The sequence below is a fragment of the Desulfitobacterium sp. genome (genome assembly GCF_034927245.1).
Lineage (GTDB): Bacteria > Bacillota > Desulfitobacteriia > Desulfitobacteriales > Desulfitobacteriaceae > Desulfitobacterium_A.
In genome coordinates this window covers 13132-31681 of the sequence record NZ_JAYFQK010000043.1, presented here as the reverse complement: position 1 = coordinate 31681, position 18550 = coordinate 13132, and the positions used below count along the sequence as shown (strand labels likewise).

Sequence of the window (18550 nt, the reverse complement as noted above, 5' to 3'; positions counted from 1 at the left end):
AAATACCCCTTTAGGGGTGGCAAAGGTGGCAAAGACAAGTAGCTTGAACGTATGTGAAAGCCAGCGTCTTTAGGCGCTGGTCAGTAACAAAGGCTTATAGCCTTATCCCAAACCACCCGTTGGACGGGTGGTGATGATTTGGCATTAGCTTAGGATTTTAGCATACCTTCCACTGTTTCTAGGTTTCCCTCGATGATTTGCTTTTCAATATTGAAGTCTAAAACGATTTCCTTAATTTCAGGGGGCATAGTCCCCTGATTTTCAGCGACTTTATTGGCCGCAAAATCTCCCCAGCTTCTGCGTAAATCCCTGGCCCAAGTTCCGTGACCAAAGGTCCAATTGACAATGCTATATAATTTCGAATGTTCATCGTTCCCCGACAGATCGCTTCCTGACAGATCATTTCCCTGCGGTTTTTCCCCAAACACTTCAATTCCATATCCTTTTTCATCATCAAAATACCAGATGAAATAGAGCTTCCGGTAAGAACCTGCGTGATCTGAAATTAGAGGTTGCTTAGTTTGCATCGGATCACCTCCCATTGAACAGACTTATGATTTTATTTTATCACGATAATAAAAAACCGAAACAGGGGAAAGATAATTTAAAGTCTTTGATTAAGGGGTTGTAAGTACAGATGGGTAACAAACAGAATGCTGCCGATAAATGGTTTAAGAATCCTCCGACTTCTTTCTGGATTGCTTCGACGCCGGAAACGAATTATCCCGCCCTGCAAGAGAATTTAAAGGTGGATGTCGCCATTGTCGGAGGAGGAATGGCGGGAATCACTTCAGCGTATCTACTGACTCAAGAGGGATTAAAGGTAGCTGTGCTGGAGGCGGATCGAATTCTTCTTGGGACAACTGCTCATACCACAGGGAAGCTGACTTCTCAGCATGGGCTGATTTATGCTCAGCTTCAAAGAAATATGGGGCAGGAGAAAGCCAAACAGTATGCCGAGGCCAACGAGGCTGCCCTCCATTTTGTGGCGAAACTTGTTGAAGAGCAGCAGATCGATTGTGATTTCAGCTATCAGCCGGCCTATGTTTATACAGCATCTAAGGATTATATTCAGAAAATAGAGGATGAAGTTGAAAGCGCCTTGGCACTCGGAATTAAGGCAAGCTTTGAGAAAAAGTTGGAATTACCCCTTGATATACTGGGGGCAGTCCGCTTTGAGCAGCAGGCCCAGTTTCATGCCCGCAAATATTTACTCGCCTTAGTCCCTAAAATTCTGGACAAAGGCGGTCAAATCTTCGAGCAGACCCGAGTAGTCGACCTTGACGGCGCAGGAGATGGCCCGTATACGCTCATCACAGCTAAGGGGAGCAAAGTCACCGCAACACACGTTATTATGGCGGCGCATTATCCCTTTAACTTTTTCCCGGGACTCTATTTTACACGACTGTATACGGAGAGGGCATATGCTGTAGTTGCCAAGGCTCAGGAAAAATTCCCGGGCGGAATATATATCAATGCCGAAAAACCGGACCGTTCGCTGCGTTCCTTGCCAACCCCCGAAGGCGAGCGGATTTTAATTGTCGGGGAAAAGCATAAAACAGGCCAGGGTGAAAACTTAAGGCAGCGTTATGAAAACCTTATGAATTTTGCCGAACAGCTCTTTACGGTTGAAGATTTCCCATATCGCTGGTCAGCTCAAGATTGCACCAGCTTAGACGATATTCCCTATATCGGAAGAATGTCTTCGCAAAGCCCTAATCTTTATGTAGCCACCGGATTCCGTAAATGGGGTTTGACGAACAGCACCGTTTCAGGGCTTCTCATTCGTGATTTAATCGTCAAAGGAGAATCCCCTTGGGAAGATGTTTATTCTCCTTCAAGGACGGCTACACTAAGCACAGCAGCTCAGTTTGCCGTTCAAAATGCCGATGTCGCGGCGAATTTAATCTCCGGTAAGCTGGAAGACGTACCGGATAAAGTTGAAGTTAAGCCCGGGGAGGCAAATGTTGAAACTGAGGATGGACAGCGTGTGGGAGTATTTAAAGACGAGGCAGGTAAGATTCATAGAGTTGATACATCATGTGCCCATCTGGGGTGTGAGCTGCACTGGAATAATGCCGAAAACTCCTGGGACTGCCCTTGTCATGGTTCACGGTATACTATGGACGGTGAAATCCTTGAGGGGCCGACAGTAAAACCGCTTAAGGTGCTTAACGATCATGATGATTGATTTAAAGAGGTGCGCAGTTTGAGTCTAGATTTTCGCTCTTTGGTGATTGCTCTTTTCTCCATCTTTTTAGGAGCAACCGGCCAGTTCCTTTTTCGGGTCGGCATGCTCCAATACGGCCGGGTTACTTTTCAAAATATTTGGCGTCAGCTCTTGGGTATTGTTTTTACGCCGGCTATTTTTGCGGGATTTATTTGTTTTGGAATCAGCTCCATCTTATGGTTAGTTGTCATTTCCAAGTGGGAGCTGAGTTATGCTTATCCGATGGTTGCCTTAGGATATGTTCTTGCCATTTTTTACGGAACACTTTTCTTGCATGAAAGCGTAAATCTGCCTAAGATTTTAGGAAGCCTATTGATTCTGATCGGGATATCCGTCCTCGGTCTTTTCGGTCACCCCAATAATTTCTAAGTCTACTTTACCTCACGATGCATGCTATTGAGTCTGGCTGGGTAAGGGCGACTTTTGCGGTAGATGTAAGTTGCATCTTTGTGCGCAATAAGATATTATCTAGGTAAGGGTAAGTGCGATATAGGCTTCGTTCTACCCCGGTTCGTCGCCGAATAAGACGTTAGCGTTATACAACTGAATAACCCTATAACTCTATAACCCAATTTACTTCTGATAATATGGTAAAAGGGGCGTGTGCGGACGATGAATTTTCAAGATCTAGGTAGAGGCGCGCGAATTGAGCTGGCCAAAATGGCGAAACAGTTGGGGATGAAATTTATAGGGTATAACCCCTCTGCTCAGCAGGTTTCTCTTGAGTACAAAGGCAAAGGCTTGACATATCCTCTTGAAGCTTTTATTGAAGAGTATGAGAAGGGTTCAGAATTAGTGCAGTAATACAAATAAGCGAATGAATGAAAATGCCCCCGGCACGGATTCCAAATCCATGCTGGGGGCATTGCTTATTTTCCTTAGTCGAATGATTTTCTTGAATAGAAATGAAAAGAGCGCACACGCATGAGTTAGTTTCATTCAGGCTAACCTGCGTTTGCGCCTTAATATGGGGCTTGCGGGAAAGATGCGCACACCATGACGGACGACCAGTGTGACAGGCAGCGGCCGATAGTGTCCGGCATGATCTTGAGAAGCCGTGGCTCTCTCCTTTTCAAATTTGCAGTACTCTTGCCAATGAGTTTCAAATTCCTCAAAGGTAACAGGGAATTCCTCACCTTCGGCAAGTTGGAAGGCATAGAGGCCATTTTCGAGGTCCTGGACATAACCGATGATTAGACGTTCGTGAAAAAACAAGAGTATCCCACCTTTCTCTTCATCGTTTTTCTGTCTCTACACTATAATATGAACCTTAACCTAATTATAGTGTACAAAATCACGTGTGGGAAGAAGAATTATAAAACTATTCTTGTTTTTGATAAAAAAAGGAAGAAACGGATTTTAAACCAAGATTGTTCATTCCGAAAAGGTGCTCGGTACTTCCCGTAAAAAGGATTCCTCCTCTGTTTAAAGATTGGGTGAACTTTCGATAAAGCATCTCTTTCGCTTCTTCCGTGAAATAGATAACAACATTTCGGCAGGCCAGAAAATCAAAACCGCTTTCGAAACGATCCGTGAGCAAATTCTGCGGCTTAAAGGTGATTTGGCGTTTCACAGAATCTTTTATTTGATACCCTTTGTCGGTTAGGGTAAAATACTTGTGCAGAAGCTCAGGCGGAGTAGAGGTAAAATCGTTTTGTTTATAGATTCCATCCCGCGCTTGTTTCAGAACATTGACATCAATATCGGTGGCCAGCACACTAAATTTGATATGCGGGAAATATTCCATTAAAGTGATCGCTAAGGAATAAGGTTCCTGACCGCTAGAGCAGCCAGCGCTCCAAAGCTTAAGATTTGTTTTTCCCTCGATAAGCTTAGGAAAAATGGTTTCCCGCAAGGTCTTCCACTGGTTAACATCTCGAAAGAACTGGGAAACATTGATCGTCAAATGTTTGAAAAAGGCGTCATAAAGAACGGGGTCTTCGTTTAAAGCTTTCATGAAATCGGGGAAGGTCTGATATTTGTGAGAAGTCATAAAGCTTATGATCCGTCGCTGCATCTGGTTTTGTTTATAAAAATTCAGATCAAGCCCGCTTTTAGGATGGAAGGCTTTGATGAACCATTCATAAGTGTTTTCAGTGTGTAACATGTTGAGCACCTCTTTACATTGTGTTTATATTTAACATAATAAGTCAATGATCAGCCCTCGTATTTCGTCAATCTTATTCAAGATATCCAGAGGCTTGCTTTGGGTTTCAAGGAGCGTATTGCCGAGATCCTCGAGTGATTTATCGATTTTTTGAATTCGGGAGAGAACTTTAGGCCTTCCGCGAAAATCCCAACAGGTTTCTTCAGAGAGCCGGCGGCTTTGGCCAAAAGTAGAGCGCAAAAAAGATTTGACCATGCTTTTAAAATCCGCTAAATCGCCTAAGGAAAAACTCTGAGCAAGCGCTTTTCCTTTATCATCAAATTTTTTCAGGAAATCTTGAAGCTCTTTCTGCTGCAGGTGATGAGCCTGGTCTAAGGCTTGAATGAAATCCAGTTCTCCCCGTGCCGGAGCAGAGGATGAGCGGGTTATGCTTTCGGTTTGGGCGGTGCCATCAATTCGTAAGGGCATCGAAATCCTCCTTTGAAAGGATAAATGTTATGAGTTCACGGCGCAATTTTTTAAAAATGCTCTTGGGGTTATCGGCTTTGTCCTTACCGTGGACGCTTTGGCCGGGAAAAATAAATCAAACCTTCCAAAGCTGGGTTAAGCGTCCTTCGGTTAAGCTCATTACCCCAATGTCTGAGCTTCCCCAGGGGGTAACCGATGAAGAAATGCTCTACCATAGTGCGATGGAGGATATCACTGCGCTGTCCGCACCGGAGATGCAAGGGCGTCAAGCCGGTACTGTCGGGGAGAATAAAGCGTCAAGTTATTTGTCGAAACAAATGAGTTCACTCGGCCTAATCCCGATGGGGGATCAAGGGAAAAACTTTACCCAGGTTTTCACGATTCCTCCCGTTAGCAAAAATGTCGTGAACGGCAGGCTCACCTTTATCCCCGGCACCCTGGGAAGCTTGCGTACTCCAAGCGTGAATCTGCTGGGAGCCATAAAGGGCAAAGTGCAAGATCAAGTGATCCTTGTTTCGGCACATTATGATCATCTTGGGGTTTATCAGGGAAAGATATATCCCGGTGCTAATGATAATGCATCCGGGGTAAGCTGTGTTCTTGAAGTGATCCGCCGTCTTCTTCGGGATGGTAAGCCGGCGCGGAAAACAGTGGTATTTGCCTTTTGGAGCGCCGAGGAAATGGGGTTTATCGGTTCAAAGGCCTTTGTGCAATCCCCGACATTTCCGCTGGGACAAATTCAGGCGATGCTGAATATCGACACAGTTGGGAACGGCCCGGTTGGAGATTTTGGGCTTTGGTCAGTGAATGAGGATAATATCGCTTATCAAGCCGTTAGGGCGGCAGCGATTCAAGCCGGAGCAAGCGCCGGGCGGACTCCCTTCGGAGGGCATAACAGTGACCAGGCGAGCTTTGCTCAAACAGGGATACCTGCGGTGACGTTGATGGCCGGAGATTGGCTGAACAAGAACCATACCCCTGAGGATACGATAGACTTGATTGAACCCGAACAGCTTGAGTTAGCCAGTGATATTGTATATCGTGCGGTGCAGCTGTTAGCCTTTAAGTAAAGAGTATGTCTATTCTTGTGGGGCCGCAGCTGCGGCAGCGCTGCCGGGTTCGGTTGTATCGTACTTGGAACGAAGGATGACTAAATCTACACGTCGATTGCGGGCGCGGCCTTCTTCGGTATCATTGGAGGCCACAGGACGGTATTCCCCATATCCTGCCGCGGAAAGGCGATCCGGTGAGATTGCTCCCGGAGCGGCCATGATATGCAGAACATTAGTTGCCCGAAGTACGGAAAGTTCCCAGTTACTGGGGAAACGGCCGGTATTGATCGGGAGGTTATCCGTATGACCTTCAACTTTAATATAATTTGGAGCAGAGGCTAAAACCGTGTTGATTTTATCCAGAATTTCACGAGCTCGCGGCGTTATATCTGCTGAACCGCTTTCAAAAAGCAGTGTTTCTTGAATACTGATGACCAAGCCTCGTTCTTCGATCGAAGAGACGAGCTGAGCTTGAATCCCGTTATCGGCCGCAAATTTGTCGAGCTTTGCCTTAATTCCTTCAATCGTCATATTCTCGGCATCTGCATTTCCCTGACCGGACTTGATCCCGCTTCCCGCCGTATTCATATTGTCGGTCACTTCTTCTGTTGTTCCCTGTTGAGTGGCTTGGCTTTTGGGACTTCCCGTTTCGAATATGGACGGGCCGCTTGTGCTCGAACCGACATTAATCTGCGAAGCAGATCCGCCGCCTAGGGCGACGCTTAAGGATTCGGCTACCGCTTTAAATTTGTTGGCATCAATTTGACTCATCGAATAGAGGACGACAAAAAAAACCATCAGGAGTGTAATCAAATCAGAATAGGTGAGAAGCCAGCGTTCATGGTTATCCTTTTCTGGCTCTTCTTGACGTTTTCTTGGCATTCAATCACCTTCGCATTATTTATGAACCCTAGATTGATGCGCTTTCGGCATCCATGTTCAAAGCATCACCCGTCGCTTTGCCTTTCGGCTTTGGCAGATTTCCCAGGTGAGTCTTTAATTTTTCCTTAAGAATAGAGGGGTTTTCTCCGGCTTGGATGGAGAGAATTCCATCTAAGACCATTTCCATGGCGCCGACTTCATCTTTATCTTTCTGTTTAAGCTTTGAGGCGATGGGCAGCCACAGGAGGTTGGCGGAACTAATCCCATATAGCGTAGCTAAAAAAGCAGCGGCAATAGAACTTGAAAGTGAATTGGGGTCTGACATGTTTCCCAAAACTTGGACAAGTCCCATCACAGTTCCGATAATACCCATGGTCGGGGCATAACCGCCGGCAGCCTCAAATACGGCAATTCCGACTTTATGGCGCTTTTCCATAACACTGATATTAGATTCCAAAATCTCACGGGTGATCTCAGGATCCGTACCATCAATCACGAGCTGCATGCCTTGCTTGGTAAAACGATCCTTTACGGATTCAAGTTCCTGTTCAAGACTGAGCAATCCCTCACGACGCGCTTTTTCGGCAAAGCGAATCAGGGTTTCGTAAGCTTCATCAATACCAAAGGATTGCGAGGTAAAGGCAATTTTCAGCCATTGAGGAACTCTTTTTAAGTCGTCCAACGGAAAGCTTGTCACGACGGCACCAATCGTTCCGCCAAAAACAATCATCGCTGCCGAAAGCTGGAATAAGGCTCCTATACTTCCGCCTTCTTCAAGATATCCTAAGATTAAAAAACCGAATCCAACGACTAGTCCAATTACAGTTGATAAATCCATGAACGATTAGCCAGTGCATACTCCCAAAGAGGGAACTGCTCAGGCGTACCTCCTTTTTTATGTCATATTTATATTATCGAAAAACCACGGGAAAACCTTGAGCTTTCCTTTACGGTTAACTTTTAGATCGCAAAGACTTCGGGCAGCGGAATCACTAAGTCAGGGAATACGATTACACGAACTTCATCCGGAACTTTATAGAACGTTGGTGTACCGTAAATCCCCTGATTAAGGTTAAAGATGAGCGCGGTTTGATCATAGGGATGAACAACCCAATATTCCGGAACGCCGGCTCTTTCATAAAGGCGTAATTTGTCACCTAAGTCTTTTTTCATAGTTGCCGGTGAAAGAATTTCAATGATGAGATCAGGGGTACCTTTGCAACCATGCTCGTCAATTTTGGAGGGATCACACACCACGGTTAGGTCGGGCTGAACTACCGAGGAGATATCTTCATCTTGTTCGTTTGCTGACGGAAGTCGAACATCAAAGGGGGAAAGATAGGCTTTACAGGGCTTTCCCTTGAGATAGGCGGCAAAAAGTTGATATAATTCTCCCAGGATTTCTTGATGCTTGGTTGAAGGAGCGGGTGTCATATTATAAGGGACGCCATCAATGAGTTCCCAACGTTCATTGTCTGACCAAGTTCGGTAATCCTTATACGTAAACCGAGCATTTAAGTCACGAGGCATCCGTGACATGGCGAGCACCTTCCTTTTATTTCGACTGTATTGTTATTTCTAAGTATAGTATATCATTTCCTTAAGTTAACTTGAAGTTTCGAGAAACCTTTAAAGTTTCTTACCGAAACTGCCGATACTAAAAGTATAGATTAAGTTTATGGGAGTGAGTCAAATGAAAATCGACGGAACATCATTACCTCCGGTGGGCGGCATCCAGGCTAAAAACCGAGTGGTTTCCATCGATAAGAAAGCTGCGGTACAAGGAACGGATGGCGTAAAGGTTTCCGATAAAGCTCAGTTCTACCAAGTTTTAATGCAAAAAGTCAAAGATGTTCCGGAGGTTCGCGAGGAACGCGTTCGTGAAGTTTCCCAGCAGATTAAGAATGGGGAATTTAAAATCGATGCCGGCACGATTGCCCGCAGCTTGCTTTTCGGAAAAGAATAACGTTATAAAGAGATCAAGGGGGGTTACGTGTGCCGGTAATTCAGCCTTTAAAGGATAATTTATCGAAGCAGATTGAAGTCTATCGGGAGCTTAAGGAATTAGCGGATCATATGCAAGATGCACTGGTCGCGAATAATTTTCAAGAACTTGAAGCGGTGACGGTCCGTGAAGAGCAGTTGATGATGGAAGCATCCCGCTTAGAAAAAGAACGCTTGCTTTGGTCTGATCAAATGTCGCAAATGACCGGCAAGGCGGCTGAAGAACTTACCTTGTCCGAGCTTGCGGTTCGATATCCGGAGCTTCAAAATGTTAAAGAAGAGCTGGAAATCATCATCAAAGACCTCATGAATGTGAATGAACTGAATACGCGATTGCTTGAACAAGCCATGAGTATTGTCAATTTTACGGTTGGCATGCTCACCTATCAGGATAAAAATACATATCGGAAGCCAGGAATTAAGAATAACCAAGGTTCAACTGGAATATTAGACCAAAAGATTTAAGGAGGATACTATGAGTTCCACTTTTTTCGGATTGGAAATGTCAAAGCGTGCGCTTCAAACGCAGCAGACCGCTTTAAATATAACCGGGCACAATATTTCCAACTCAAATACGAAAGGGTATACCCGGCAGACCCCGAATATCCAAGCCATGACCCCGGATATTCTCAACAACATGGGGAACAGAATGAGTATCGGAGCAGGTGTAAACGTAAAGACGATTGAACGTGTTCGTGACGCCTTCGTTGATCGTCAGTATCGTTGGGAAAATTCGAACCAGCAATACTGGGCAGCACGTGAGGACTCCCTGGGTAAGATTGAAGGACTCGTCAATGAGCCTTCCGATTATAGCTTGAGTGACGACCTGGACCAATTCTGGAATGCTTGGAGTGATCTGTCCAAGAATCCCGAAAATTTAGGCTCGCGCTCGGTGGTCTTGGAACGGGCGGCTACCCTTGCCGATACTTTTCACCATTTAGATCAGCAGATCACGGAAATGCAAAAAGGCTTAGATTCAGAGATCCGGGTTGAAATTAAGCAAGTCAATGATTATTCAAACCAGATAAAAAGTTTAAATGAACAGATCAAGAGAGCGGAAATTGCGGGCGATAATCCGAACGACCTCAAGGATAAACGGGACGCTATAGTGGATGAACTTTCAAACCTCGTGAATGTCCGAGTGGTTGAAAGCAAAGATCCATCCTATACAGACCGGGATGTCAGTATTTATAAAGTCTATATCGGAAGCGATAGTGCTTCAGATCAGATATTAGTCGATGATACGAACGCAGCATACCAATTGGCGGAACCTACTGCCGCGGGAAGTGATGGGCTGCCTTTCGCCGATGTGAAATGGGCTACAGGTTCCTTAGCAGGAAAACCAGTAAATCTGGGAGAGAACCAAGGTAAGCTTAAGGCCAATTTAAATATGCGGGGGCCAGATAATACACCAAGTCAGCCGAAGGAGAGCGCTTATCTCGTTAATTTAAGAGATAAAATTAATGAACTGGCAAAGGGAATTGCCGAGGCTGTTAACGACCTTCATAAGCTGGGAAAAGCAAAAGGAATAACTCCCCCGTCGGATGTTCCTGATTTCTTTGTTAAGGATGGGACAGGAGAGATAACTGCGGCGAATATCAAAGTGAACTCAGACTTAAAGAATGACCCCTGGAAAATAGCGACAGGTAAAACTAATTATGGAGACGGTGAAATTGCTAAAGCGATTGCTTCGCTTTCGAGCGGTTGGGAAGACTATGAGAATATAACCCTAAAAGCCGACGGCACCATTAAAGCAGCCTCATTCGGGGATTACTATGGGGCAGCCATTGCGGAACTGGGAGTTGACGCCCAACAGGCGACCCGCATGAGAAAGGGCCAGGATGTTCTTTTGAACAATATGTATAATCAACGAGAAACGATATCCGGTGTTAATCTTGATGAAGAAATAACAAATCTGATCAAGTATCAAAAGAGCTATACTGCCGCTGCCCGGATGGTTACGATGATGGATGATATGCTGGATACGATTGTCAGAGGAATGGGAATTACACGGTAGAAGCGACAATAAGAGGGGTTAGCCTCTGGAAAGTGGGTGGATATTTTGCGTATTACAAATAATATGCTCAGCAATAATCTTCTGCAGAATCTCGAAAGTGCCCAAGGCCGTATGGATAAGCTCCAAAATCAACTGTCTTCAAGATATAAGATCTCACGTCCTTCCGATGATCCGGCAGGTGTTGAGACTGCCTTGCGCTTAAAAAGCAGCATTTCCTATGTCGAAAAGTGGAAAGCGAATGCCGGCGAAGGAAAAGACTTTATGGATACGGTAGACACGACATTGGGTGATATGACTTTAATGCTTCAAAGAGCGAAGGATATTGCCGAACAGGGAGCAAACGGCACAAATACTAAGGAAGATCGGGAAAAGCTTGCCAAAGAGGTAGATCAGATCAGGGAGCAACTCATTGAAACTGCCAATACAAAGTTTGGGAGCAAGTACGTCTTTGGCGGAACAATTAATGAAAAACCTTTTCCTAAAGGGGCTACGGACTGGAAGGGCTCAGACGACAGCGTGGCATATCAGGTGGGAAGCAATTTGAGTATAGAGGTTTCCGTAAGCGGTGTGAAATTATTTGGTGTTTCAGGTACTAGCGTTCCTCCTAACACTAACGTAGGATTGTTTAATACGCTAACAGATTTGAGCACTAATCTGAGAAATACTGACCCAGATGCAGATGGTGACGGAATTAGAGATCTCGATAAGAGTATGGATCAAATTGAAGCACAGCTTGATAATGTTGTGAATTATCGGGCAGAACTTGGGGCGCGCTATAACCGGATGGAATCTGTTTATAATCAACTTGATGCGACTTCGCTGAACCTGACAGGGTCTTTTTCGAGTATTATGGATACGGATATGGCCAAAACGTTGATTGATTTTCAGAGTCAAAAGAATGTATACCAAGCTGCGCTGTCTGTTGGAGCAAATATTATCCAACCCTCATTGGTTGACTTTATTAAGTAAGGAGTCTTTATATGCTCCAAATCAGGATCAACTCAACCCCAATTCAATTAGAATATAATATCCGAAATGCGCAACTGGATTTACAGACGAGAGCGTCAGTGGTTAATATGAAGACCATTCCTCCTCAGCTGGAGATTCACCAGCCCCGGGGAAAACTGACGATAGACAGCACCCCTTTTTATTATTCAATCGGGCTTAGGAATATCTCTGACTTTGCACAAGATAATACCGCCTTTGCCCGGCAGAAATTCTTGGACTCGCTTGCCCGTACTGTTGAAGAAGGCCATCGAATGGCCCAAATTACCAATCCTGCAAATGCGTTTGCCGAAATTGCCGCTCAAGCAAATTTTCCCGAACCGGTTGAGATTACATGGGCACCCCTTGCACCGCCGGATATCCATTATGAGGCAAGCCCGGTTGAAATCAATGTCATTCCCGGCGAAGTGAATTACGATGTGCACCCCGCAGAAGTCAATGGAAATTATCGGCCGGGAATGGTCGATATACGGGTTGTCCAATATCCTAAGGTCGAGATATCGACAGTGGATATACAGGTATAAAGTGTAAGTTCTTTTATTTGCTAAATGTCGCCAAGGAGGAAAAATCATGAAATTGCAATCAACGCGCTTGGGTGAACTCGAGATAGACGAAGAACAAATTATCGATTTTCCCCGTGGAATTCCAGGCTTTCCTGATGAGAAAGCCTTTGTTCATATTCCCTATGGGGAGGAAAGTCCGTTCTCTTTTCTGCAGTCGGCTAATGAACCCAACCTGACCTTTTTACTGGTTGATCCCTTTGCCTTTTTTACCGATTATGAATTTGAACTCGATGATGAAGCGGCCTCGGAATTGGGGGTTTCTTCGGAAAACCCGCCCCAGGTATTTTTGATCGCGAATGTCAAGGGCGAAATTGTGGATATGACCGTTAATTTGCTGGCACCTGTCATCTTGAATCCGGTGAATCACAGGGGCAGGCAGATAATTCTTGAGAAAAAGGACTATTCGATCCGGCATAAATTGTTTTCCCAAGGAGGCGAGTAATATGCTGGCTCTTACTCGCAAAGTGGGTGAACGAATTGTGATTGGAGATGACATCGTTGTAACCGTTGCCGGTGTCAAAGGGGACAATATTCGTATTACCGTGGATGCGCCTAAGGAAATTAAGATATATCGCGGAGAAATCTACGATGCTATTGTGGCAGAGAATTTACAGGCAGCTGTGTCAAATGATCTTTCGGGTTTAAATCTTTTAAAGGGATTAAATAAAAAGTAGTAAAGTATTGAAGAATTTGATTCTTCCATTTTATTATCCAGATTTCCCCTAAAGATTTAAAAAGTTTTTCCGATAAATCTATTAGAATTATTAATTAAAGAGGTGAACTCAATGAATATTAATACAGGAAGTTTGGCAAATGCCTTAAACAAATCATCATTACAATCTTCAGGGGTGTTAATGTCCGATGGAAGTCGGATTAAATCGGATTCCGATAAATCCCTCAATCAAACGGAGCTAGGTAAAAATCAAGCAGAAGAAAAAGAGCTCAGCCTTGAAGATGTAACTCAAATTACCGAAGGACTTAATAAGTTTATGAGTGTTATCGATACCGATCTCCAGTTTAAAATCCATGAGGGAACCAACCGGTTAATGGTTCAATTTGTCGATAAGAAAGACCACCGGGTCATTAAAGAATTTCCTCCTCATGAACTGCTGGATACTCTTGCAGCAATTCGCTCGTATGTGGGGGTATTGCTTGATAAAAAAGTTTAACAAGATACTTTACTTAAAAGGTAATAAGGCAAAATTCGGAGATATTCAAAGAGATCTTAACCATTCCCGATGTAAAACTAGAATTTTGACTCTTATAATCCTAATGTAAACACGCAGAATTAGCGATAAATAAGTATGCAGGATGGTAGCATTCATTCGTCTAAACCGGCCGGAAGACGGAAAATCTACTATTTGCAATATAATGCACGGGCAAGGATGCCTGGCATCAAAATCAAGGAGGAATATCTAATGATTATTAATCACAACATGGCAGCTCTGAATACCTATCGTCAACTGAGCGCTAACAACACAAACACTTCTAAATCTCTGGAAAAACTCTCTTCTGGTCTTCGCATCAACCGTGCTGGTGACGATGCGGCAGGTCTTGCAATCTCCGAAAAAATGCGCGGCCAAATTCGTGGTTTGGATCAAGCTACCCGAAATGCTCAAGACTCCATTTCATTGATTCAAACAGCTGAAGGTGCTTTGAACGAAACCCATAGCATTCTCCAACGGATGCGTGAATTGGCAGATCAAGCTTCTAACGACACGAATACAAAAACTGATCGTGAGGAAATTCAAAAAGAAATTAATTCACTCACCGATGAAATCGACCGTATTGCTAATACGACTGAATTCAACACTCAAAAGCTTCTTAATGGTGACAAAAAAGGTCTGGTTGAGGCTGCTAACGCAGAAACTTCAATTCAGTTAAATTCCAAAGCTAATATCACCATTTCGTCAGGTACTGCTACTGATATTACAACAAGTGCTACTATTACGATTACTCGCACTAATGAAGCAAGCGGAGCGACTTTTGATAGCTCTGAATTCACTGTAGGTAATCCAGGGGGCGTTGGATTTACTTTCACAGATGGTGATACTTTAGTATTCGCTGGAAAGACAATTGAACTATCTGGCGGAACGCTTGCAAGCCTATCTGTTGGTGAAAGTGTTACAATTAGTGTGAAGGCTGCAGTTGCCGCAAGTACTGAAGTAACCGATGCTTTCAGTATGCAAATTGGTGCAAATAGCGGTCAAAACATTTTACTGGGTATTAATTCGATGAAAGCAGACGATATTGGGGTGCGGCAAACCAATGGTAAGGCACTTGATGTTTCCGATTATAAGAATGCAACAGCTGCTATTACCGCGATCAACAACGCCATCGAGACAGTTTCCGCAGAACGTTCTAAACTCGGTGCCGTACAAAATCGCCTTGAACACACCATCAATAACTTGGGAACTTCAAGTGAGAACTTAACTTCTGCTGAGTCCCGTATTCGTGATGTAGATATGGCAAAAGAAATGATGAATTACCAAAAAAACAGTATCCTATCCCAAGCAGCTCAATCAATGTTGGCACAAGCAAACCAACAACCTCAAGGCGTTCTCCAACTTCTCCGATAATTTTATACGAGTGCTTTTTGAGGCCAGAGTATATACTTTGGCCTCTTTGTATAAGAAAGAGGAATTAACAGCATGAAACTTTCAGCTTGTATGATTGCTAAAAATGAAGAAAAAGTCATTGCTACATGTATCAATAGTTATAAAGATATTGTTAAAGAAATAATTGTTGTAGACACAGGCTCCACCGACAAAACTATAGAAATAGCGGGGTCTTTGGGAGCCAAAGTTTATCACTATACATGGAATAATAATTTTGCAGAAGCTAAGAATTTTGCCCTAGATCAAGCTAAAGGAGATTGGATAATTTTTCTCGATGCCGATGAGTATTTTGCAAATGACACAGCTAAAAATATAGTGCCAATAATTAAACAATTACACGCTAGTTTTGATACAATCGCCTGCAAAATGAAAAATATCGATTATGCGAATGGTAAAATGCTTGATGAGATCACGCATATTCGTATTTTCAAACGCGACAAAAATATCCGTTATGTAAATAGTATCCATGAGATGCTGATTAACAAAACGAAAAACAAGAATTTGAAAGCATTTTTAGCTGATGAAAAAGACTTACTTATTTATCATACAGGTTATTCATTAACGAATAGAGGGGAAAAATCGGAAAGAAATCTTAAACTTTTGCTATTGGAGATCGATAAGGGTCCGGAAAAACCTGCGATATATCAATATATTAGTGATTGCTATTTTGGTATTGAAGATTGGAAACAGGCAATAAAATATGCTCAAATGTTCATTGATAGTGGTGCTAAGTTTATAGGTTATAATGTAAAGCCTCATCAAAATATTATTGATTCTATGCTGCATTTAAAATATAATACTGACGAAATTTTAAAGGAAATCAATATTGGACTTAAAAAGTTTCCTCGAAACCCATCCTTTCATTTTTATCTCGCAAATATGTTGTACGATTTAAAAAAATATGATGAAGCTTATGCAGAGTATAAGATAACTCTAAAGCTTCAAGAAGAATATGATGATATAGAAATTAACTCGATACCGCCTAATATTTATTACATTTATTATTATATGGGGATTATTGCTTTATATCAAAATGACGATGAAAAAGCGTTAACCTATTTTATTGAATCATTAAGACTAGAAAAGATGAACGATAATTGTTTATTTCGGTTATTACTCATTATTAAAGATTTTCCAACGCAAGATGTTATCTTATTATTAAACAGTTTATATGATTCCAATCAAGAAAAAGAACTTGATTTTTTGGTGAGCAATTTAACGAAAATAAATATATCTATAGTACTAGCATATTATACAAATATGCGGCTTAAAAAATTTAAACAAGACGATATTACTGTTGTTTATATGCTTTTATCAAACGGACAATATGAAAAGACATTTGAAATAATGCGAAAGTGCTTAATAACTGCTCCAGAAGATAGGCTTTTCGGATTATTGACAATGACTTCAGCAATTATGAGTGAGAATAACAATTACCTTTTATGGATTATTAAATATATGAATGGTGCAATAAGGGATTTTGCAAATATAATGTTATGTAACGAATTAACTGTTTTCCCAGAGAATTATAAACAGGATTATTACGATCTAGTGACACGTTTACTTATACTAGGCAATAATAAAGCTTTGCAAAAAGTAATAAACCTAAGTCAATGCTTTAATGAAGAAGATATATATGTGGGACTAGGAAATATCTTTTTACGTCAACAGCTATATGCTGAAGCAGTTCAGTTTTATATACAATTTCTAGACAGGGTCAAAGAAGATGACCAACGCGTTGTTAATATCGTTTTTGCAATTGGTCTTTGTTGGTATAAACTTCGCGATTATGAAAACGCTTCGAATGTATTCATACAAGCTTATGAATTAGGCTATAATCAAAATGATATTTATGAGTTTTTGCGGTGGAGTATGGACAAAGTCTCAAATGGTATGAAGAGGAAAATAGAGGACATCATAGCCACTATTTCAAAGTAAAATAATATTAAATTATGTGCAAACAGATATCAAAAGGGAATGATAATGTGAAATTTGATTTAAATGAGGAGAATCTTGAATCAAATCAAATAATTGAGATAAATACAGATAATAATCAAAGATCCACACCGGGAGATAATATATATTTAGCAAGAAATAATGTATCAATAAGTTTAGAGGGTTATAATGCACCATTAGTTAGTATTTACGTCATAGGATATAAAAATCTTGAAAAATATACTAAGACTTGTGTTGAATGTATTTTGGAATATACAACAAATATAGATTATGAATTAATCTTAATAGATAACGGATCATACGACGGAACTCTTGAATATTTTAAGTCTATTGCATATTCCAAAAAGAAAATTATTAAAATTACTAAAAATTTAGGTGCATTCTTTGCATCAAATGCCGGCATTAAAATAGCCAGAGGAAGATTCATTGTAGGGGTAGCTAATGATATTTATGTGACAAAAAATTGGCTTGAAAATCTCCTGAAATGTGCTTTATCGGACGAGCGAATTGGTATGGTTGTTCCGATGTCAGATAATGTGAGTAATCATCAAAGCATTGATTTAAATTTTACTGATTTTGAGGATATGCAAAAAAAAGCCGCGGAATTCAATATTTCAAATCCTCAAAAATGGCACGAACGTCTTCGACTTATAAATCCAATTGTGCTCTTTAGTAAGGTGTGTTTAGATATGATAGGTATGCAAGATTATGGCTTTTTTCATGACTTTGCAGATGATGATTTGGCGTTCAGAGTGCGTAGGGCAGGATATAAGGCTATACTTTGTAAAGATGTTTTTATTCATCATGCTGGAAATACAACAAAAGATCCTGAAGTCTCTAGGAAATCTCTTGAACAAGGAAGGATTGCCTTTAAGGAAAAATATTATGGAATTGATGCCTGGGACGATGTTAATAATTTCGAAAGTTCAATGATGTCGCTGATTACATTAAAAAGGAATCACGGGGATTTCGTTCCAAATGTGCTAGGTGTTGATGTTAGATGTGGTACACCTTTACTAGAAGCTAAAAATACTCTCAGAGAAAAAGGCATATTTAACACCCGCTTATCAGCTTTTACGACTAAAGCTAAATACTGGCTTGATTTGAAAACAATTTGTGATGGTAAAGCCGAGGTGGATCGTGTTGATTATATTCTAGATTATTTTGAGCATGAAAAATTTGATTATGTTATTGTTGGTCAACCTTTAAACGCATATAATCATCCTTTTTTATTAGTAGGACATTTATTAAAATTACTTAATCCTGATGGAGAACTACTCGTAAAACTCGCTAATTCCTATGATATAGTTACATTGTTAAAAATTATTGGAATGAACATAGCTAGAGATAATGATGTCGTTCATCATTTTTCTGTAGATGAATTAAATTCGCAGCTGAAACTGTTGGGATATACAATTAATAACATTATTATTGAACAACATAGATTTAACGAAGATATTCATAACTTTCTTAAGAACATTAAATTTAATAATGAAAATGCATTTTTAAAAGCAACAGCAAAAGATTACGTAATCAAGATTGTTAGAAATTAATTAAACATTTTTTGAACTTATTTAGTGAATCGGACAATAATTGATATAGACAAGTAGGTTGGGAAAAGTAAATACATTATGATAAAAAGGCTTAA

Annotated in this window: 22 protein-coding genes; 15 read left to right on the top strand and 7 right to left on the bottom strand. The window is 41.6% G+C overall.

The annotated features are described in order from the left end of the window. Nucleotides 1–149 precede the first annotated feature (149 nt). On the bottom strand, nucleotides 150–527 hold the full coding sequence (locus tag VB077_RS11250; RefSeq protein ID WP_323415336.1) for a hypothetical protein: 378 nt from the start codon (nucleotides 525–527) through the stop codon (nucleotides 150–152). A gap of 110 nt (nucleotides 528–637) precedes the next feature. On the opposite strand from VB077_RS11250, the gene VB077_RS11245 reads away from it, so the two are divergent. The 3 genes from VB077_RS11245 to VB077_RS11235 all read left to right on the top strand — a co-directional run bounded on the left by VB077_RS11245 (nucleotide 638) and on the right by VB077_RS11235 (nucleotide 3034). After that, a complete protein-coding gene (locus VB077_RS11245) occupies nucleotides 638–2191 on the top strand; it encodes an FAD-dependent oxidoreductase (protein WP_323415335.1) in 1554 nt (517 codons plus the stop codon). 9 nt (nucleotides 2192–2200) lie between these two features. Continuing rightward, nucleotides 2201–2599 carry an EamA family transporter gene (locus VB077_RS11240; protein ID WP_323415334.1) on the top strand — a complete coding sequence of 133 codons (399 nt, stop codon included), beginning with the start codon at nucleotides 2201–2203 and terminating at the stop codon, nucleotides 2597–2599. A 243-nt stretch (nucleotides 2600–2842) separates the two neighbouring features. Beyond that, nucleotides 2843–3034 carry a hypothetical protein gene (locus tag VB077_RS11235; RefSeq protein WP_323415333.1) on the top strand — a complete coding sequence of 64 codons (192 nt, stop codon included), beginning with the start codon at nucleotides 2843–2845 and terminating at the stop codon, nucleotides 3032–3034. A gap of 135 nt (nucleotides 3035–3169) precedes the next feature. Here VB077_RS11235 and VB077_RS11230 read toward each other — a convergent pair whose 3' ends face one another. The 3 genes from VB077_RS11230 to VB077_RS11220 all read right to left on the bottom strand — a co-directional run bounded on the left by VB077_RS11230 (nucleotide 3170) and on the right by VB077_RS11220 (nucleotide 4805). Continuing rightward, nucleotides 3170–3445 carry a hypothetical protein gene (locus VB077_RS11230; protein WP_323415332.1) on the bottom strand — a complete coding sequence of 92 codons (276 nt, stop codon included), beginning with the start codon at nucleotides 3443–3445 and terminating at the stop codon, nucleotides 3170–3172. A 106-nt stretch (nucleotides 3446–3551) separates the two neighbouring features. Further along, nucleotides 3552–4337 (bottom strand): protein-glutamate O-methyltransferase CheR, encoded by a 786-nt coding sequence (locus VB077_RS11225; RefSeq protein WP_323415331.1) that lies wholly within the window; start codon nucleotides 4335–4337, stop codon nucleotides 3552–3554. Nucleotides 4338–4367: 30 nt separating this feature from the next. Further along, nucleotides 4368–4805 carry a YaaR family protein gene (locus VB077_RS11220; protein WP_323415330.1) on the bottom strand — a complete coding sequence of 146 codons (438 nt, stop codon included), beginning with the start codon at nucleotides 4803–4805 and terminating at the stop codon, nucleotides 4368–4370. A 29-nt stretch (nucleotides 4806–4834) separates the two neighbouring features. Here VB077_RS11220 and VB077_RS11215 point away from each other — a divergent pair, with 29 nt between their 5' ends. Then, complete coding sequence (locus tag VB077_RS11215; RefSeq protein WP_323415329.1) at nucleotides 4835–5875, top strand: M28 family metallopeptidase; 1041 nt, start codon at nucleotides 4835–4837, stop codon at nucleotides 5873–5875. A 9-nt stretch (nucleotides 5876–5884) separates the two neighbouring features. On the opposite strand, the gene VB077_RS11210 is transcribed toward VB077_RS11215, so the two are convergent. The 3 genes from VB077_RS11210 to VB077_RS11200 form a co-directional block, all read right to left on the bottom strand. After that, nucleotides 5885–6739: a flagellar motor protein MotB gene (locus VB077_RS11210; RefSeq protein ID WP_323415328.1), complete on the bottom strand. Its 855-nt coding sequence runs from the start codon at nucleotides 6737–6739 to the stop codon at nucleotides 5885–5887. Nucleotides 6740–6767: 28 nt separating this feature from the next. Next, on the bottom strand, nucleotides 6768–7577 hold the full coding sequence (locus VB077_RS11205) for a flagellar motor protein (RefSeq protein WP_323415327.1): 810 nt from the start codon (nucleotides 7575–7577) through the stop codon (nucleotides 6768–6770). A gap of 122 nt (nucleotides 7578–7699) precedes the next feature. Further along, the gene (locus tag VB077_RS11200; protein WP_323415326.1) at nucleotides 7700–8278 is read right to left on the bottom strand and encodes a Uma2 family endonuclease; all 579 of its coding nucleotides are present in this window, start codon (nucleotides 8276–8278) and stop codon (nucleotides 7700–7702) included. A gap of 154 nt (nucleotides 8279–8432) precedes the next feature. Here VB077_RS11200 and flgM point away from each other — a divergent pair, with 154 nt between their 5' ends. From flgM to VB077_RS11145, 11 genes are all read left to right on the top strand, one after another. Next, complete coding sequence (gene flgM, locus VB077_RS11195; RefSeq protein WP_323415325.1) at nucleotides 8433–8705, top strand: flagellar biosynthesis anti-sigma factor FlgM; 273 nt, start codon at nucleotides 8433–8435, stop codon at nucleotides 8703–8705. Nucleotides 8706–8734: 29 nt separating this feature from the next. Next, the gene (locus tag VB077_RS11190) at nucleotides 8735–9208 is read left to right on the top strand and encodes a flagellar protein FlgN (RefSeq protein ID WP_323415324.1); all 474 of its coding nucleotides are present in this window, start codon (nucleotides 8735–8737) and stop codon (nucleotides 9206–9208) included. A gap of 10 nt (nucleotides 9209–9218) precedes the next feature. Continuing rightward, on the top strand, nucleotides 9219–10760 hold the full coding sequence (flgK, locus tag VB077_RS11185; protein WP_323415323.1) for a flagellar hook-associated protein FlgK: 1542 nt from the start codon (nucleotides 9219–9221) through the stop codon (nucleotides 10758–10760). 45 nt (nucleotides 10761–10805) lie between these two features. After that, nucleotides 10806–11729 carry a flagellar hook-associated protein FlgL gene (gene flgL / locus VB077_RS11180; protein WP_323415322.1) on the top strand — a complete coding sequence of 308 codons (924 nt, stop codon included), beginning with the start codon at nucleotides 10806–10808 and terminating at the stop codon, nucleotides 11727–11729. 11 nt (nucleotides 11730–11740) lie between these two features. Beyond that, nucleotides 11741–12289, top strand: a complete 549-nt coding sequence (locus VB077_RS11175; RefSeq protein WP_323415321.1) for a DUF6470 family protein — start codon at nucleotides 11741–11743, stop codon at nucleotides 12287–12289. 46 nt (nucleotides 12290–12335) lie between these two features. Then, nucleotides 12336–12770, top strand: coding sequence for a flagellar assembly protein FliW (gene fliW, locus VB077_RS11170; RefSeq protein WP_323415320.1), 435 nt, complete (start codon nucleotides 12336–12338; stop codon nucleotides 12768–12770). A 1-nt stretch (nucleotide 12771) separates the two neighbouring features. Next, nucleotides 12772–13002 carry a carbon storage regulator CsrA gene (csrA, locus tag VB077_RS11165; RefSeq protein WP_323415319.1) on the top strand — a complete coding sequence of 77 codons (231 nt, stop codon included), beginning with the start codon at nucleotides 12772–12774 and terminating at the stop codon, nucleotides 13000–13002. 111 nt (nucleotides 13003–13113) lie between these two features. Further along, nucleotides 13114–13497: a flagellar protein FlaG gene (locus VB077_RS11160; RefSeq protein ID WP_323415318.1), complete on the top strand. Its 384-nt coding sequence runs from the start codon at nucleotides 13114–13116 to the stop codon at nucleotides 13495–13497. 249 nt (nucleotides 13498–13746) lie between these two features. Continuing rightward, nucleotides 13747–14907 (top strand): flagellin, encoded by a 1161-nt coding sequence (locus VB077_RS11155; RefSeq protein ID WP_323415317.1) that lies wholly within the window; start codon nucleotides 13747–13749, stop codon nucleotides 14905–14907. Between the two features lie 72 nt (nucleotides 14908–14979). Further along, complete coding sequence (locus tag VB077_RS11150; protein WP_323415316.1) at nucleotides 14980–16884, top strand: glycosyltransferase family 2 protein; 1905 nt, start codon at nucleotides 14980–14982, stop codon at nucleotides 16882–16884. Nucleotides 16885–16931: 47 nt separating this feature from the next. Next, entirely contained in the window at nucleotides 16932–18455 is a 1524-nt protein-coding gene (locus VB077_RS11145) for a glycosyltransferase family 2 protein (protein WP_323415315.1), read from the top strand. Nucleotides 18456–18550 lie beyond the last annotated feature (95 nt).

Excerpts from the sequence above, each read along its gene's own strand:
- VB077_RS11235 (WP_323415333.1), top strand. The coding sequence starts at position 2,843 with ATGAATTTTCAAGATCTAGGTAGAGGCGCGCGAATTGAGCTGGCCAAA.
- VB077_RS11175 (WP_323415321.1), top strand. The coding sequence starts at position 11,741 with ATGCTCCAAATCAGGATCAACTCAACCCCAATTCAATTAGAATATAAT.
- flgM (WP_323415325.1), top strand. The coding sequence starts at position 8,433 with ATGAAAATCGACGGAACATCATTACCTCCGGTGGGCGGCATCCAGGCT.
- csrA (WP_323415319.1), top strand. The coding sequence starts at position 12,772 with ATGCTGGCTCTTACTCGCAAAGTGGGTGAACGAATTGTGATTGGAGAT.
- VB077_RS11245 (WP_323415335.1), top strand. The coding sequence starts at position 638 with ATGGGTAACAAACAGAATGCTGCCGATAAATGGTTTAAGAATCCTCCG.
- VB077_RS11200 (WP_323415326.1), bottom strand. The coding sequence starts at position 8,278 with ATGTCACGGATGCCTCGTGACTTAAATGCTCGGTTTACGTATAAGGAT.
- VB077_RS11250 (WP_323415336.1), bottom strand. The coding sequence starts at position 527 with ATGCAAACTAAGCAACCTCTAATTTCAGATCACGCAGGTTCTTACCGG.
- VB077_RS11225 (WP_323415331.1), bottom strand. The coding sequence starts at position 4,337 with ATGTTACACACTGAAAACACTTATGAATGGTTCATCAAAGCCTTCCAT.
- VB077_RS11220 (WP_323415330.1), bottom strand. The coding sequence starts at position 4,805 with ATGCCCTTACGAATTGATGGCACCGCCCAAACCGAAAGCATAACCCGC.
- fliW (WP_323415320.1), top strand. The coding sequence starts at position 12,336 with ATGAAATTGCAATCAACGCGCTTGGGTGAACTCGAGATAGACGAAGAA.
- VB077_RS11160 (WP_323415318.1), top strand. The coding sequence starts at position 13,114 with ATGAATATTAATACAGGAAGTTTGGCAAATGCCTTAAACAAATCATCA.
- VB077_RS11205 (WP_323415327.1), bottom strand. The coding sequence starts at position 7,577 with ATGGATTTATCAACTGTAATTGGACTAGTCGTTGGATTCGGTTTTTTA.
- flgK (WP_323415323.1), top strand. The coding sequence starts at position 9,219 with ATGAGTTCCACTTTTTTCGGATTGGAAATGTCAAAGCGTGCGCTTCAA.
- VB077_RS11155 (WP_323415317.1), top strand. The coding sequence starts at position 13,747 with ATGATTATTAATCACAACATGGCAGCTCTGAATACCTATCGTCAACTG.
- VB077_RS11210 (WP_323415328.1), bottom strand. The coding sequence starts at position 6,739 with ATGCCAAGAAAACGTCAAGAAGAGCCAGAAAAGGATAACCATGAACGC.
- VB077_RS11150 (WP_323415316.1), top strand. The coding sequence starts at position 14,980 with ATGAAACTTTCAGCTTGTATGATTGCTAAAAATGAAGAAAAAGTCATT.
- VB077_RS11215 (WP_323415329.1), top strand. The coding sequence starts at position 4,835 with ATGAGTTCACGGCGCAATTTTTTAAAAATGCTCTTGGGGTTATCGGCT.